Origin of the sequence: Pararhodobacter sp. (assembly GCF_034676545.1) — a bacterium.
Taxonomy (GTDB): Bacteria; Pseudomonadota; Alphaproteobacteria; order Rhodobacterales; family Rhodobacteraceae; genus Pararhodobacter.
Map to the genome: position 1 here is coordinate 974,850 of NZ_JAUCBZ010000015.1, position 14,835 is coordinate 989,684.

15 protein-coding genes and 1 tRNA gene are annotated in these 14,835 nt (G+C 65.0%); 7 read left to right on the top strand and 9 right to left on the bottom strand.

Going from position 1 to position 14,835, the window contains the following annotated elements; all coding sequences use genetic code 11:
* Position 1 precedes the first annotated feature (1 nt).
* From modA to VDQ28_RS08235, 5 genes are all read left to right on the top strand, one after another.
* Complete coding sequence (modA, locus tag VDQ28_RS08215; protein ID WP_323035479.1) at positions 2-766, top strand: molybdate ABC transporter substrate-binding protein; 765 nt, start codon at positions 2-4, stop codon at positions 764-766.
* Positions 763-1,467, top strand: a complete 705-nt coding sequence (gene modB, locus VDQ28_RS08220; protein ID WP_323035480.1) for a molybdate ABC transporter permease subunit — start codon at positions 763-765, stop codon at positions 1,465-1,467. Before modA ends, modB begins: the two co-directional genes overlap by 4 nt.
* Positions 1,460-2,548, top strand: a complete 1,089-nt coding sequence (gene modC / locus VDQ28_RS08225; RefSeq protein WP_323035481.1) for a molybdenum ABC transporter ATP-binding protein — start codon at positions 1,460-1,462, stop codon at positions 2,546-2,548. The genes modB and modC overlap by 8 nt, the downstream gene beginning before the upstream one ends.
* 101 nt (positions 2,549-2,649) lie before the next feature.
* On the top strand, positions 2,650-3,168 hold the full coding sequence (locus VDQ28_RS08230) for a hypothetical protein (protein WP_323035482.1): 519 nt from the start codon (positions 2,650-2,652) through the stop codon (positions 3,166-3,168).
* A gap of 49 nt (positions 3,169-3,217) precedes the next feature.
* Entirely contained in the window at positions 3,218-3,715 is a 498-nt protein-coding gene (locus VDQ28_RS08235) for a hypothetical protein (protein WP_323035483.1), read from the top strand.
* Positions 3,716-3,780: 65 nt separating this feature from the next.
* On the opposite strand, the gene VDQ28_RS08240 is transcribed toward VDQ28_RS08235, so the two are convergent.
* From VDQ28_RS08240 to VDQ28_RS08275, 8 genes are all read right to left on the bottom strand, one after another.
* Complete coding sequence (locus VDQ28_RS08240) at positions 3,781-4,005, bottom strand: formate dehydrogenase subunit delta (RefSeq protein WP_323035484.1); 225 nt, start codon at positions 4,003-4,005, stop codon at positions 3,781-3,783.
* Positions 3,995-4,846: a formate dehydrogenase accessory sulfurtransferase FdhD gene (gene fdhD / locus VDQ28_RS08245; RefSeq protein ID WP_323035485.1), complete on the bottom strand. Its 852-nt coding sequence runs from the start codon at positions 4,844-4,846 to the stop codon at positions 3,995-3,997. Before fdhD ends, VDQ28_RS08240 begins: the two co-directional genes overlap by 11 nt.
* Complete coding sequence (gene fdhF, locus VDQ28_RS08250) at positions 4,846-7,734, bottom strand: formate dehydrogenase subunit alpha (protein WP_323035486.1); 2,889 nt, start codon at positions 7,732-7,734, stop codon at positions 4,846-4,848. The genes fdhD and fdhF overlap by 1 nt, the downstream gene beginning before the upstream one ends.
* Entirely contained in the window at positions 7,731-9,248 is a 1,518-nt protein-coding gene (locus VDQ28_RS08255; protein ID WP_323035487.1) for an NADH-quinone oxidoreductase subunit NuoF, read from the bottom strand. The genes fdhF and VDQ28_RS08255 overlap by 4 nt, the downstream gene beginning before the upstream one ends.
* Positions 9,245-9,727 (bottom strand): formate dehydrogenase subunit gamma, encoded by a 483-nt coding sequence (locus VDQ28_RS08260; protein ID WP_323035488.1) that lies wholly within the window; start codon positions 9,725-9,727, stop codon positions 9,245-9,247. The genes VDQ28_RS08255 and VDQ28_RS08260 overlap by 4 nt, the downstream gene beginning before the upstream one ends.
* A 96-nt stretch (positions 9,728-9,823) precedes the next feature.
* The gene (locus VDQ28_RS08265; RefSeq protein WP_323035489.1) at positions 9,824-10,702 is read right to left on the bottom strand and encodes a LysR family transcriptional regulator; all 879 of its coding nucleotides are present in this window, start codon (positions 10,700-10,702) and stop codon (positions 9,824-9,826) included.
* Between the two features lie 48 nt (positions 10,703-10,750).
* Positions 10,751-11,395: a DsbA family oxidoreductase gene (locus VDQ28_RS08270; RefSeq protein WP_323035490.1), complete on the bottom strand. Its 645-nt coding sequence runs from the start codon at positions 11,393-11,395 to the stop codon at positions 10,751-10,753.
* Positions 11,396-11,509: 114 nt separating this feature from the next.
* Positions 11,510-11,585, bottom strand: a tRNA-Ile gene (locus VDQ28_RS08275).
* Between the two features lie 196 nt (positions 11,586-11,781).
* Between VDQ28_RS08275 and purM the strand changes: the two genes are divergently transcribed.
* Entirely contained in the window at positions 11,782-12,825 is a 1,044-nt protein-coding gene (purM, locus tag VDQ28_RS08280; protein WP_323035491.1) for a phosphoribosylformylglycinamidine cyclo-ligase, read from the top strand.
* Complete coding sequence (gene purN, locus VDQ28_RS08285) at positions 12,822-13,421, top strand: phosphoribosylglycinamide formyltransferase (RefSeq protein ID WP_323035492.1); 600 nt, start codon at positions 12,822-12,824, stop codon at positions 13,419-13,421. Before purM ends, purN begins: the two co-directional genes overlap by 4 nt.
* On the opposite strand, the gene VDQ28_RS08290 is transcribed toward purN, so the two are convergent.
* Positions 13,410-14,624: an MFS transporter gene (locus tag VDQ28_RS08290; RefSeq protein ID WP_323035493.1), complete on the bottom strand. Its 1,215-nt coding sequence runs from the start codon at positions 14,622-14,624 to the stop codon at positions 13,410-13,412. The genes purN and VDQ28_RS08290 overlap by 12 nt on opposite strands.
* Between the last annotated feature and the right edge of the window lie 211 nt (positions 14,625-14,835).

Sequence of the window (14,835 nt, forward strand, 5' to 3'; positions counted from 1 at the left end):
CATGTCGTCCACGCGTCTCGCCCTTGCTTTTTCCGCAGCACTTCTGGTCCCGACGCAAGCGCCGGCCGCCGAGGTTCTGGTCTTCGCGGCCGCCTCGCTGCGCACCGCGTTGGATGACATCGCCGAGCAGTGGCAGGCCGAAACCGGGCATTCCGTGCTGGTCTCCTATGCCGGCTCCAGCGCACAGGCGCGCCAGATCATCGCGGGCGCTCCGGCGGATATCTTCCTGTCGGCCTCTACGGATTGGATGGATGCCGTTCAGGCCGAGGGGCTGATCGCCGATGGGATGCGCCGTGATCTGCTGGGCAATGCGCTGGTGCTGATCGCGCACGCTGCCGCAGCGCCGGTCACGCTTACCCCCGCACTCGATCTTGCCGCGATGCTGGGCGACGGGCACCTGGCGATGGCGCTGGTGGATGCCGTGCCCGCCGGACAATATGGCAAGGCGGCGCTGCAATCGCTGGGGCTGTGGGAGGCGGTCGCACCCTTGGTCGTACAGACCGACAACGTGCGCGCGGCGCTGGCCTTGGTCGCGCTGGGCGAGGCACCGCTGGGGATCGTCTATGCCACCGATGCGCGGGCCGAACCCGCCGTTACCGTGCTGGGCACCTTCCCCGACGAGAGTCACCCGGCGATCACCTATCCGCTGGCGCTGCTGACCGAGGCACGCGACCCTGCCGACCGGGCCTTTTATGACGCGCTGCAAGGCGAGGCGGCGCGCGCGGTGTTCGAGCGGCACGGCTTTGTGGTTCTGGATCAACCATGAGCGAATGGCTGTCGCCGACCGAATGGCAGGCGGTGGCGCTGTCGCTGCAGGTCGCGTTCTGGGCGACGCTGATAAGCCTGCCGTTCGGCCTTCTGACTGCGCACGCCCTTGCCCGCTGGCAATTTCCCGGCAAGGCGATCTTGAACGGCGTGGTGCATTTGCCCCTGATCATGCCGCCCGTGGTCACCGGCTACCTTCTGTTGCTGGCGTTCGGACGGCGCGGCCCGATTGGCGCGCTGTTGCAGGAGTGGTTCGGCGTGGTCATCGCCTTTCGCTGGACCGGTGCGGTTCTGGCGGCGGCGGTGATGGCCTTTCCGCTGATGGTCCGCGCGATCCGCCTGGCCATCGAGGCGGTCGACCCAAAGCTGGAACAAGCCGCCGGATCGCTGGGTGCAAACCGGGTCTGGGTGTTCGTCACCGTTACCTTGCCCTTGATCCTGCCGGGCATCCTGGCGGGCGCGGTGCTGGCTTTTGCCAAGGCGACCGGCGAGTTCGGTGCGACGATTACGTTCGTGTCGAACATCCCCGGCCAGACGCAAACCATGCCGCTGGCGATCTACTCCATCTTGCAAGTGCCGGGCGGCGAGGCGCAGGCCTTTCGTCTGGTGGGCGTGGCGATTGCGCTGTCGATGGGCGCGTTGCTGCTGTCGGAATGGCTGGCCCGTGTCGTAGCGCGCCGGATCGGCGGGCGCGATGCTTGAGGTCCGGTTGCGGCATACGCTGGGCGATTTCACCCTGGAGGCGGCCTTTGCCGCGCCCGCCGGGGTGACGGCGCTGTTCGGGCGCTCGGGGTCGGGCAAGACCACGATCGTCAACGCGCTGGCCGGATTGCTCAGGCCTGACGCCGGGCGCATCGCGATGGGCGACACGCTGCTGTTTGACAGCGAGACGCGGGTTTGCGTGCCGCCGCATCAGCGCCGCATTGGCTATGTGTTTCAGGATGCGCGGCTGTTCCCGCACCTGACCGTGCGCCAGAACCTTGGGTATGGCCGCTGGTTCGCGCGGGCCGAGCCAGCGGGCATCGAGGTGAGCCGGATCGTTGATCTGCTGGGCCTCGGGGCGCTGTTGCAACGGCGTCCCGAGGATTTGTCAGGGGGTGAAAAGCAGCGTGTGGCGCTGGGCCGCGCGATCCTGTCAAAGCCGCGGTTCTTGCTGATGGACGAGCCGTTGGCCGCGCTGGATGCGCCGCGCAAGGCCGAGATCCTGACCTATCTGGAGCGGTTGCGCGACGAGACGGGCTTGCCGATCCTCTATGTCAGCCACGCGGTCGCCGAAGTTGCGCGGCTGGCCACAACCGTGGTGATGATCGACAAGGGCCGCGTGCTGGCCGCCGGACCTGCCGCCGAGATCCTGTCCGACCCCGCAACCGCGCCGGCATTGGGGCTGCGCGAGGCGGGTGCGATCCTGATGGCGACAGTGGCGGCGCAGGATGATGACGGGCTTACCCGGCTGGCGACCGACACCGGCCCGATCTGGCTGCCTGGCCTGTTCGCAGTCCCGGGCGCGACCCTTCGGCTGCGCATCCTGGCGCAGGATGTGTTGCTGGCGACCGAGCGCCCCCGAGGGATTTCGGCGCTGAACGTGTTGGGCGCAACCGTGCTTGCCGTGCGGCAAGGCGACGGGCCGGGGGCGATCGTGCAACTGCAAGCCGGGCAACAACGCTTGCTGGCGCGGATCACGGCCCGTTCGGCGCGCAATCTCGATCTGCACCCCGGGAAAGCCGTGTTCGCGATCCTCAAGGCCGTGTCGGTGGCGCGCGGCGATATTGGCGATATGTCCTGAAACATACCGCCAATTTGTCACAAATCACCACGGTCTGCCCCCATTTTGGCCCTGAATCCTGAGTATTCCAGACCCATGTTCATCAGGTTTGGAGTTTCAAGATGGTTTTTCAGCCCCTTCAACAGTCTCGTAGGACGCCACGCACCGGCGTGGGTCTCATGGTCGGCTCGATGATTGCAGTGGGGTTGGCCTGTACTGCATCTCCAACCATGGCGCGCACGGAATATCTGGGCGGTGGCTTTATCACGGTTGATGATGTCTGCGCCCAGTATGGCTGGACCGGTACGCATCAGGTGATGCTGCGGATGGAGCCACAGGGACTGCCGGACAACGCCGAAAATGAAACCCAGATGGCGATCTTGATGAACACCGGCACCATCGCCCTGCGCCTGAATCTGGATCACGGCATCCGCTACAGCTATACGCCCACACAGGCGGTTTATATCTGGAATGGACCCTACGCGCCGGCCTCTCCGACGATGACCCTGTCCTTCGGGATCGACGCCGATTGGCCATTGCGCGGCGACTATATGATAGAGCGCCTGCAAGTGCGGATTTACAACTTCAATGAACACCCCGGGTGCTCGGCGTGGCTTTACGGGTCGTTGGTCCAGAACTGACCTGATTCACGCCTGTGCTTTTCCCGATTCATTCCATGAGGATTTTCCCATGTTTGCCTCTTATCTGATCTTCCGCCTTGTACGCCCGCTTGCCCGTCTGGCCGTGATTGGGCTGTTGCTGCTGGCCGCCATGCCCGCCAATGCCGAGTATATGGGGGGCGGCGCGATTTATGCGCCCTACAACTGCTCGTGGCCGGTGCAAACCGAGATGACGCGCGCGCGCTATGTGCCGGGCGAAGACACCGATGGCCGCAGTCATGTCACGCTGAATTTTGCGGTTGGCGGCGTGAATATCTACACCATCCGCCAGAACCTCGAGGAGGCACGGACATGGCGGCGCGGGTTTGGCCGGTCGGTTTGGGGGGCGTTGTATGGTATGGGCGCGGCGCCGACGGTGCAGGTGCTGACACGCAGCGATGCGATTTACAACGGAGGCGACAATCTCGAATACATCTCCAGAATGCGGCTGCGGCTGCGGATCCGGAACTTCAATGGCGAACGCGGTTGCTCGGTCTCGGTGGCGCTGATGATGGAACGCTGGAACTGACGCAAAGCGCCGACCTCGGAAAACCCGGCCCCGCCGCCTCTTGAGGGATGCGGCGGGGCTTGGAGTCAGGCAGGGTCTGCGGGGCGGCGGATCTGGGCCGAGGCTTCGATCAGCAGTGGACGCAGACCTTCGCCACCGGCATCCAGCACCGCAAACAATTGGCGGCGCATACGGGGCTCCCAGAAGTCGTTGATATGCGACGCACAAAGCTCCAGCCCCTCGGCATGGGGCTTGGATTCCATGAACGTGGCGATCTGGTTGGCCATGCGGATGATCTTGTCAGCGGACATGTTCGGTCTCCGTCGCGATGCGGTCAGTGTGGGTGTAAACGTCAAAACAATCGGCGCGGGCTTGCGCAATCAGGGTGATGCCCAGCGTTTCCGCCAGCGTAACGGCGTCGGCGGTTGGCGATGAAACGGCAATGAGGATCGGCGCGCCCAGTGTGGCGACTTTCTGGACCAGATCAATCGAGACCCGGCTGGTCAGGACGATGGCGCCGCGTCCTGGGTCGGTGCGTGCAAGCACACACCCTACGGTGGGGGCGACTGTAGGGTGTGTGCTTGCACGCACCATCGCCCCGGCCAGCTTGTCCAACGCGTTATGCCGTCCCACATCCTCACGCGCGTGGGTCAGCCGCCCATCGGTCCACCACGCGGCGCAATGCACCGCGCGGGTGGCGTCATGCAAGGTTTGCTGCCCCGGCAGCGCGGCAACGGCGGCCTTGATCTGCGCCGGTGTCATGGTGAAGCCCGAATGCCGGATCGGGGGCACATCCCGCAGTGCCTGCTCCAGGCTGTCAATGCCGCACAACCCGCAGCCAACCGGCCCGGCCATCGTGCGCCGCCGATCCTTGAGACGGGCCTCGGCGGCGGGTGTCACCCAGACTTGCACATCGAGACCCCGGTCGAGTTCGACGACGGTGATGCTCTCGATCTCCTCGGGGCGCGCCAGCCCTTCAGTCAGCGCGAACCCGGTGGCAAAATCCGCCAGATTGTCGGGCGTGGCCATCATCACCGCCTGGGTCGTGCCGTTGAAGGTCAGCGCCACGCCGACCTCCTCGGGCAACACCCGCTCGCCCGCCGCGATCGCCGCGCCGAACGTCAGCCGTGGAACGGACCGCGCACCCAGCATCACTCGGCCGCAGGAAGGATGCGCCGCGACATCTCGGCCTGTGCGGAATAGTCCTCCTGCCACTGGCTCGGCCCGTTCGAGGGCGTCACCTGCACCGCTGTCACCTTGTACTCCGGGCAGTTCGTGGCCCAATCCGAATTGTCGGTGGTGACGACGTTGGCCTGCGTATCAGGGTGGTGGAAGGTCGTATAGACCACCCCCGGCGAGACGCGGTCGGTGACATCCGCGCGCAGCGTGGTTTCGCCCGAGCGACTGGCAAGCCGGACCAGATCCCCATCGCGAATGCCGCGGTTTTCGGCGTCATGCGGGTGGATTTCCAGCACGTCCTGATCGTGCCAGACCACGTTCGCGGTGCGCCGGGTCTGCGCGCCGACGTTATACTGGCTCAGGATGCGCCCGGTGGTCAGCAACAGCGGAAAGCGCGGCCCGGTTTTCTCATCCGTCGCCACATATTCGGTGCGGATGAACTTGCCCTTGCCGCGCACGAACCCGTCCATATGCATGGTCGGTGTGCCCTCGGGTGCGCTTTCGTTGCAGGGCCACTGGATCGAGCCCAACGCGTCGATGCGATCAAAGCTGACCCCGGCAAAGCTGGGGGTCAGCATGGCGATTTCATCCATGATCTGGCTGGGGTGGGTATAGGTCCAGTTGGCGCCCATCGCATTGGCCAGCATCTGCGTGACCTCCCAATCGGCATAACCATTCTTGGGGGCCATCACCTTGCGCACCATGTTGATGCGGCGCTCGGCGTTGGTGAAGGTGCCGTCCTTTTCCAGAAAGGTCGAGCCGGGCAGGAAGACATGCGCGTAATTTGCCGTTTCATTGAGGAACAGGTCGTGGACGATCACACAGTCCATCGCCGCCAGACCCGCCGCGACATGTTGCGTGTCTGGGTCGGATTGCAGGATATCCTCGCCCTGACAATACAGCCCCTTGAAGGTGCCATCGACCGCGGCATCCAGCATGTTGTTGATGCGCAGGCCCGGTTCGGTGTCGATGCTGACGCCCCAGGCGGCTTCGAATTGGCCGCGCACATCGTCCAGCTTGACGTGCCGGTAGCCCGGCAATTCATGCGGGAACGAGCCCATGTCGCACGAGCCCTGCACGTTGTTCTGGCCGCGCAGCGGGTTCACGCCGACGCCCAGCTTGCCGATATTGCCGGTCAGCATGGCGAGGTTGGCGATGCCGATCACCGCGGTCGAGCCCTGCGAATGTTCCGTCACGCCCAGCCCGTAATAGATCGCGCCATTGCCGCCGGTGGCGTAAAGCCGCGCGGCCTTGCGCAGTTCTTCCGGGTCAACGCCGCATAGCGCCTCGATAGCCTCGGGGCTGTTGCGCTCTTCGGCGACGAATTCGGCGTAGTCCTGGAACTCGTCCCAATCGCAGCGCTCGCGGATGAAGGCCTCGTCGAACAGGCCCTCGGTGACGATCACATGCGCCATGGCGGTGACCACGGCGACGTTGGTGCCGGGGCGCAGGGGCAGGTGGTGCGCGGCGCGGATATGCGGCGCATCCTCGACCAGTTCGGTGCGGCGCGGGTCAACCACGATCACCTTGGCCCCGGCGCGCAGACGCTTTTTCAGGCGGCTGGCAAAGACCGGATGCGCATCAGACGGATTCGCACCGATGATCAGCGCCACGTCGGTGTGTTCCACGCTGTCGAAGTTCTGCGTGCCCGCCGAGGTGCCAAAGGTCTGGCCCAGCCCGTAGCCGGTGGGCGAGTGGCAGACGCGCGCGCAGGTGTCGGTGTTGTTGTTCAGGAACACCGCGCGGGTCAGTTTCTGCACCAGATAGGTTTCTTCGTTGGTGCAACGGCTCGAGGTGATCACGCCGACCGAATGGCGGCCGTGCTTGTCGATCAGCCCTTTCATGCGGCTGGCGCTGAAGGCCAGCGCCTCGTCCCACGACACTTCGCGCCACGGATCGGTGATCTTGTCGCGAATCATCGGGTTCAGGATGCGTTCCTTGTGGTTCGCATAGCCCCAGGCAAAGCGGCCCTTGACGCAGGAATGCCCGCGGTTCGCCTCGCCGCCCTTGTGCGGCACCATGCGCACCAGTTCATTGCCGCGCATTTCCGCCTTGAAGCTGCACCCGACGCCGCAATAGGCGCAGGTGGTGATCACCGAACGGTCCGGCAGGCCCATTTCGATGACCGATTTTTCCTGCAGGCTGCCGGTCGGGCAGACCTGCACGCAAGCGCCGCAGGACACACAATCCGAGGTCAGGAACGTGTCGCCGGTCATTCCCGCCGAGACCCGGCTGTCAAAGCCGCGGCCCTCGATGGTCAGGGCAAAGGTGCCCTGCACCTCGTCGCAGGCGCGCACACAGAGCGAGCAGACGATGCATTTCGCGGAATCAAAGCTGAAATAGGGGTTGGAGTTGTCGATCACCGTGTGCAGCGGGTTCTCGGCCCCGTTGGTGGATTTTGGCGCGACGTGGTTCATGCCCGGCGTATAGCGGATTTCACGCAGGCCGACCCGCGCCGCCATGCTCTGCAACTCGCTGTCGCCATTCGCGGCGCTGTCCAGGCCGGGAACCGGATGATCCGAGGCGTAAAGCTCCATCACGCCGCGCCGCAGCCGGTTCAGGCGGTCGGTCTGGGTGTGCACGCTGATGCCGGGGGCGACGGGTGTCGTGCAGGATGCGGGGGTGCCGTTGCGGCCGTCGATCTCGACCAGACACAGGCGGCACGAGCCGAACGCCGCAACGCTGTCGGTGGCGCAGAGTTTCGGCACCGGAATCCCGGCCTCGGTCGCGGCGCGCAGGATGCTGGTGCCGGCCGGAACCGTCACCGCAAAGCCGTCGATGGTCAGGGTGATCATCTCGGTCGATTTCGAGGCGGGTGTGCCGTAATCGCGGTCGTCCCAGGGGATGATGAAATCTTTCATTCGGCGGCCTCCTTGGCGGTGGTGGCGAAATCGTCAGGGAAATGGGTCAGCGCGGACATGACGGGGTAGGGGGTGAACCCGCCCAAAGCGCACAGCGAGCCGTCTTTCATGGTCTCGCACAGGTCGGTCAGCAGCGGAATGGCGTCTGGGTCGCCCGCCGCGATGCGGTCCACGGTCTCGACCCCGCGCACCGAGCCGATCCGGCAGGGCGTGCATTTGCCGCAGCTTTCAATGGCGCAGAATTCCATCGCGAAACGGGCGAGTTTCAACATGTTGGAGCGATCGTCGAACACGGTCAGACCGGCGTGACCGATCAGGCCCTCCTTGCCCGCGAATTCCTCGTAGCCGAAGGGTGTGTCGAACAGCGCGCGGGGGAAATAGGCCCCCAGCGGCCCGCCGACCTGCACCGCCTTGACCGGACGCCCCGAGGCCGTGCCGCCGCCGATCTTGTCGACGATGTCACCCAAGGGCAGGCCAAAGGCGATCTCGTACAGGCCGCCGTGTTTGACGTTGCCGGCGATTTGCAACGGGATCGTGCCGCGTGATCGGCCAAGGCCGAAGTCGCGGTAGAACGCCGCACCACGCTCGAAGATCACCGGGATGGTGGCCAGCGAAATCACGTTGTTGACCACGGTCGGCTTGCCCAGAAATCCCTCCAGTGCGGGCAGCGGCGGCTTGGCGCGCACCACGCCGCGCTTGCCCTCGAGCGAGTTCAACAGGCTGGTTTCCTCGCCGCAGACATAGGCCCCGGCACCGACCCGGATCTCCATGTCGAACGCAGGGCCGGTGCCCAGCACCGACGCGCCCAGCAGGCCCTCTGCGCGGGCTATCGCCACGGCCTCGTTCATCACCCGGATCGCGATGGGATATTCCGAGCGCAGATAGACGTAGCCCTTGGTGGCCCCCGTCGCCAGCCCGGCGATCACCATGCCTTCGATCAGCGTGAACGGGTCGCCCTCCATCACCATGCGGTCGGCGAAGGTGGCGCTGTCGCCCTCGTCGGCGTTGCAGACGATGTATTTCTGATCCGCCACCGCCTCGGAGACGGTTTTCCATTTGATGCCGGTCGGAAAACCTGCACCGCCACGGCCGCGAAGGCCAGACTCGGTGGTCTCCGCCACGATCTCGGCGGGCGTCATGCCCAGCGCGCGCTGCACGCCTTTGAGGCCGCCATGCGCGCGGTAATCCTCCAGCGACAAGGGGTCGATCACGCCGACGCGGGCAAAGGTCAGGCGGGTCTGACCCTTCATCCACGGCAGTTCCTCAACGGGACCCAGCGCCTTGGGGTGGGCGGCCAGATCGCCGAACAGGGCGGGCACATCGGCCAGATCCAGCGGGCCGAAACCAAAGCGCACGCCGTCGATTTCCACCTCGACCAGCGGCTCCAGCCAGACCATCCCGCGCGAGCCGTTGCGGATCAGCGTGACATCCTTGCCCTGTGCGGTGATCTCAGCGGCGATTTCATCGGCCCCAAGGGCCACGGCGGCGCTGTCCAGCGGAACGAATATCTTCATGCTTTTGCCCCCGCGATGAGTGCGTCCAGTTTTGCCACGTCGGCGCGGCCAATCAGTTTGCCATTCACCATCGCCGAGGGACCACAGGCGCACAGGCCAAGGCAGAACACCGGCTCCAGCGTGATCGCGCCGTCGGCGGTGGTCTCGTGCCAGTCGATCCCCAAGGCGTCGCGGGCGTGATCGGCCAAAGCCTCGCCGCCCATCGCCTGACAGGCCTCGGCGCGGCAGATCTTCAGCACCGTGCGGCCCGCCGGGTGCGTGCGGAAATCATGGTAGAAGCTCATCACGCCATGCGCCTCGGCGCGGCTGATCTGCTGATCCTTGGCGATGATCGGCAGGGCCTCTTGTGGCACAAAGCCGAACGCCTCTTGCACGGCGTGCAAGATGGGCAGCAAAGCCCCTTCAAGGCTGCGGTGGGCGTCAAGGATCTGGTGCAGGGTGCTGCGCTCTGAATCCCCGAATGTTGGCGTGGCTGTCATGTGGCTCCTCCGATCGGTCCGCGTTGCCTAACGGCAAAGCGATTGCCAATCAAATTACTATTTCCGTTGTTTGATAGATGGCGTCTATCGAAACGCTTACCCCAAACTTTGCACAAACGCATCCAGCAACAAGGTGCGGCGTCCGACCGGCGGAAGGATAAATGCGACATCGGTTGACGCCGCCTCGAGCCGAGACAGCGGAATACAGGCCAACCCGCGCCCTTCGGCAAAAAAGGCGGCGGTGCGTTGCGGCAGAATGGTGGCGGCGTTGCCATCGCCGACATGCCCAATCAGCGCAACAATCGAGTTCGATTCGATGCGCGGCGACACGCTCATCCCGGCCAGCGCCAGATGCCGGTCAAGGATGCGGCGGTTCTGCATGTCGGGCGTCAACAGGCCCAGTTCAAACTGATCCAATTGCGACCAGTCCAGCGTCGCGGGCAGATCAAGATCGGGGCGGGTGACCAGCGCGTAGGTCTCATTGTACAGGGTCAGCACCTCGAACCCCGGCGGCGTGTCATGCGCCAGATCGGCGGCGGCATAACTGAGGCCCGCGTCGACCTCGAAATCCACCAGACGTTCCAGAATTTCATGGCTGTTGAGCGACACCACCCGCAGCCGAACCGCCGGATTGCGGGTCAGGAACGGGCGCGTGTAATCATGCACCGAGGCCAGCGCCGTCGGGATCACCCCCAGCCGCAGCGTGCCCGCCAGACCATCGCGCGCCGTCGCCACGTCGGATTTCATCGCGCGGGCCTCGGCGACAATGGATTTCGCCCGCGCCAGAACGCGCTCGCCCTCGGGCGTCAGGCCAATATAGCGCGCCCCGCGCAGCACCAGCTGCACGCCCAGCGTTTCCTCCAGCGCCTTGATGGCTGACGAAAGCGTTGGCTGCGTGACATGGCAGGACTCAGCCGCGCGGCCAAAATGGCGTTCGCGTGACAGGGCAATCAGCATTTCCAGTTTGTCGATCATGGCCTCAACCATGCCGCATTGCACGCGAGGCGGAAAGGGGGGCTGATCTCAGGCCGGATCTTGGGCCAATTGGCGCAGGATCTGGGTGTAGTTCTCGACACCCTGCGCGCCGGTGACAAGGTGCTTGCGGTCGAACACCATCGCCGGGACGCCGCGAATGCCCTGATCGGTCCAGAATTTCTGCACCTTCCGCACGTCGCCCGCAAACCGTTGATCTTGCAGAACCGTCAGCGCCTCGGCCCGGTCAAGGCCGATTTCCCCGGCCACCGCGACCAACACCGCGTCATCGGACAGATTGCGCCCGTCGGTGAAATGCGCGGCGAACAGCGCCTGTTTCAGATCATGCTTGCGACCCTGCGTCTCGGCCCAGTGCAGCAATTGATGGGCGTTGAACGTGTTGTGCATCCGCGTGTCATCGGAGAAGTTGATCACGAAACCCAGTTCCGCCCCCAGCGCCATCAACTGCGCGCGGTTCTGCGCGGATTGCGCGGGCGTGGAGCCATATTTCTCGGCCAGATGCTCACGCAGGTTTTGCCCCTCGGCGGGCATATCGGGGTTCAGTTCGAATGGATGCCAGTGGATTTCATGCGCGGTGCCCGTCGCCTCGAGCGCCTGCGCCAATTGGCTGTAACCGATGATGCACCAAGGGCACATCACGTCGGACACGATGTCGATTCGAAGTGGCGTTGTCATCAAAAACCCTTTCCAGCAGTCCCGACCTGCGCAACATCGGTGGTCGCATGAAACGGCAATCGGCGGCAAGCCATGTCGTGCAACGACCCGCGACGCCTGACCGCAAAAGTCCGCTGGTAGGCCCGGAGGGACTCGAACCCCCAACCAAGGCGTTATGAGCGCCCTGCTCTAACCATTGAGCTACAGGCCCAGCCCGACCCTGATTAACAGGTTGTGCAGGGTGGTCAAGAAGTTGCGCGGGCCCGGCAGGTTGCAGCGCGCTGGCACGGGCCTGCGCGGCGGATTTGCCGCCAACACGGCGGTTCGCGGCGCGAAAACCGCACATGCAATTGATCCCCGGCCTGTGATGCGGTAACGCCATGGCAAACTTGGGCCGGGGGCACACCATGACCACTGAAAACGGGCTGACCTATGCGCAGGCAGGGGTTGATATCGACGCAGGCAACGCCTTGGTCGAGCGGATCAAGCCAGCCGCAAAGCGCACCAGTCGGCCGGGCACGATGTCCGGGCTGGGCGGGTTCGGCGCGCTGTTTGACCTCAAGGCGGCGGGCTATAGCGACCCGGTGCTGGTTGCGGCCACCGACGGCGTCGGCACCAAGCTGCGCATCGCGATTGATACCGGCGTGGTTGATACCATCGGCATTGATCTTGTCGCGATGTGCGTCAACGATCTGGTCTGCCAAGGGGCAGAGCCGCTGTTTTTCCTCGATTATTTCGCCACCGGCAAGCTGGACGTAGACCAGGCCGCCCGCATCATCGAGGGGATCGCCGAGGGCTGCGCGCGGTCCGGTTGCGCCTTGATCGGCGGCGAGACAGCGGAAATGCCGGGCATGTATCACGCGGGCGATTTTGATCTGGCGGGCTTTGCCGTGGGCGCGATGGAGCGCGGCACCGACCTGCCGTCGGGGGTGGTTCAGGGCGATGTGCTGCTGGGACTGGCCTCGAACGGGGTGCATTCCAACGGCTATTCCCTGGTGCGCAAGGTGGTGGAAAAGGCGGGCCTGAATTGGTCCGACCCCAGCCCGTTCAGCGCGGGCACGGTGGGCGAGGCCTTGCTGACGCCCACGCGGCTGTATGTGAAACAGGCTTTGGCGGCGATCCGCGCGGGTGGCGTGCATGCCTTGGCGCATATCACCGGCGGCGGGTTGACCGAGAACCTGCCGCGTGTCCTGCCCGAGGGGTTGGGCGCAGAGATCGACCTGAATTCCTGGACCCTGCCGCCGGTGTTCGACTGGCTGGCCCGCACGGCCAATCTGTCCGAACCCGAGTTGCTGAAAACCTTCAACAGCGGCATCGGCATGATCGTCGTGGTCGCCGCCGACCGCGCCGAGGCCTTGACCGCGTTGCTGGTCGCGCAGGGCGAAACGGTCAGCCAGTTGGGCCATGTCACGGCACAAGAAGGCGTGCGCTATAGCGGGTCCATCCTGTGACAGCGGACCATAAGCGGGTCGCGATCCTGATTTCTGGGGGTGGCTCGAATATGGTGACGTTGGCGCAGTCCATGACCGGCGATCACCCGGCGCGCCCGGTGTTGGTGCTGTCGAATGACCCCAGCGCCAAGGGTCTGGCGCGAGCGGCCGAGATGGGTCTTGCCACCGCCGCCGTCGATCACCGGCCGTTCAAGGGCGACCGCGCCGCGTTCGAGGCGGCGCTGCTGGAACCCCTGCTGGCGGCGCGGCCCGATATTATTTGTCTGGCCGGGTTCATGCGCATTCTCACCCGTGATTTCATCCAGCAATTTCAGGGCCGGATGCTGAACATTCATCCGTCCTTGCTGCCGAAATACCCCGGATTGCACACCCATCAGCGCGCGCTGGACGCGGGTGACGCAGAGGCCGGGTGCTCGGTGCATGAGGTGATCGCGGATCTCGACGCCGGGCCGGTTCTGGGTCAGGCGCGCGTGCCGATCTGCAAGGGTGACACGGCGGAAACGCTGGCCGCGCGGGTGTTGGTGCAAGAGCATCGGCTTTACCCCGCCGTGCTGCGCCAATTCGCCCAAGGCGACCGCACACCGCTAGTTCTGTAACGCGCGCCACGGCACCAGCCACAAGGCAGCCAGCGACAGCATGGCAAACCCGCAGGTGATCCACAGGGTCACACCGGGGCCGGAGGCGGCCATCGACCACGCCATGCCAAACGGCGCCAGTGCCGCGACCACCATGCGCAGGGCCGCCAGCCGACCAAGCCGCGTGGCGTAGCCCGCAAGCCCGAACAGCGCCAAGGGCACCGTGCCGCGCACCATTGTCGCCAGCCCTTGCCCCACGCCGAACAGCACCGCGAAAATCGACGCGGCGATCATGCCGACCGGGGCCAGCGCCAGAACTGCGACCGCCAGCGCAAGGCAGAGCATTGCCACCAGCGCGGTTTCCATCGGGTGACGGCGGGCGGCAAACATCATCTCGACGACGCGGGCAATCACCTGTGCCGGACCCATCAGCGCGCCCGCCGCGACGGCGATGGTCTGCTCCAGCCCGATGGCCGCCATCACCGGTACCCATTGCGCCGAGAACGCCGCCATCACCGCCCAGGACAGCGAAAACCCGAAGGCCAGAAAGATCATCGCCCGACGGTGCAGAGCACTCGGCAGGGGCGCGAATTGGGGCGGTTCGGTTGCCCGCACCGCCTCGTTGCGCACCGGGCGGGGCAGGCTCAGGTGCAAGGGCAGGCACACAAACAGATGCAACCCCGCGAACACCATGAGCGCCACGCGCCAATCCCAGCCCTCGATCAGCGTCAGGGTCAGCGGCCAGAACACCGTCGAGGCAAAGCCCCCAAGCAGCGTCATCTGCGTGATCGCCCGCCGCGCCCGCCGTTCGCCCACCGCTTGTGCAATCCCGGCAAAAGCGGCGTCGTAGAGCACCAAAGGGGCGATGATCTCGGCGAGGGTCAAGGTCACGATCAGGCCCGTGGCGCTGCCGATCTGCGACATGGCCAGAAAGGCCACGGCACACGCGACCGACCCCGCCGCCATCATCACCCGCGCGCCGTGACGGTCGATCAACCGACCCGCCAGCGTCGCGGTCAGGCTGCCGATCAGCAAGGCCACCGACAGCACGCCATACGCAAAGGTTTGCGTGATGCCCAGATCGGCGCTGAGCGGCGTGACGATCACGCCAAACGCATAATAGAGCGTGCCGAAGCCGATGATTTGCGTGATCCCCAGCGTCAGGACAGGGCGCAGGATCGCGGGAGGATAGGGGGTGGATCTTTGCAGGGAATCGGTGTCCATGGGCCTGTCACCATGCCGCGATCGCGGGTTCTCGTCAGGATCGCCGGGCGGCTCTCGGCGGTGTGAAAGCGATTGGCAGGGTGTTTGCAGGGTTTGTGATCACACGTTTCGAGACTGTGATCACAAACCAAAGAAAAACCCTGAATTCGCCTGTTGTGCATGATTTATTCATTTGTGTCACCGCAGTTTCGTGGCAAGTAAGGTTTAAATC

Excerpts from the sequence above, each read along its gene's own strand:
- modA (WP_323035479.1), top strand. The coding sequence starts at position 2 with ATGTCGTCCACGCGTCTCGCCCTTGCTTTTTCCGCAGCACTTCTGGTC.
- modB (WP_323035480.1), top strand. The coding sequence starts at position 763 with ATGAGCGAATGGCTGTCGCCGACCGAATGGCAGGCGGTGGCGCTGTCG.
- modC (WP_323035481.1), top strand. The coding sequence starts at position 1,460 with ATGCTTGAGGTCCGGTTGCGGCATACGCTGGGCGATTTCACCCTGGAG.
- VDQ28_RS08230 (WP_323035482.1), top strand. The coding sequence starts at position 2,650 with ATGGTTTTTCAGCCCCTTCAACAGTCTCGTAGGACGCCACGCACCGGC.
- VDQ28_RS08235 (WP_323035483.1), top strand. The coding sequence starts at position 3,218 with ATGTTTGCCTCTTATCTGATCTTCCGCCTTGTACGCCCGCTTGCCCGT.
- VDQ28_RS08240 (WP_323035484.1), bottom strand. The coding sequence starts at position 4,005 with ATGTCCGCTGACAAGATCATCCGCATGGCCAACCAGATCGCCACGTTC.
- fdhD (WP_323035485.1), bottom strand. The coding sequence starts at position 4,846 with ATGCTGGGTGCGCGGTCCGTTCCACGGCTGACGTTCGGCGCGGCGATC.
- fdhF (WP_323035486.1), bottom strand. The coding sequence starts at position 7,734 with ATGAAAGATTTCATCATCCCCTGGGACGACCGCGATTACGGCACACCC.
- VDQ28_RS08255 (WP_323035487.1), bottom strand. The coding sequence starts at position 9,248 with ATGAAGATATTCGTTCCGCTGGACAGCGCCGCCGTGGCCCTTGGGGCC.
- VDQ28_RS08260 (WP_323035488.1), bottom strand. The coding sequence starts at position 9,727 with ATGACAGCCACGCCAACATTCGGGGATTCAGAGCGCAGCACCCTGCAC.
- VDQ28_RS08265 (WP_323035489.1), bottom strand. The coding sequence starts at position 10,702 with ATGATCGACAAACTGGAAATGCTGATTGCCCTGTCACGCGAACGCCAT.
- VDQ28_RS08270 (WP_323035490.1), bottom strand. The coding sequence starts at position 11,395 with ATGACAACGCCACTTCGAATCGACATCGTGTCCGACGTGATGTGCCCT.
- purM (WP_323035491.1), top strand. The coding sequence starts at position 11,782 with ATGACCACTGAAAACGGGCTGACCTATGCGCAGGCAGGGGTTGATATC.
- VDQ28_RS08290 (WP_323035493.1), bottom strand. The coding sequence starts at position 14,624 with ATGGACACCGATTCCCTGCAAAGATCCACCCCCTATCCTCCCGCGATC.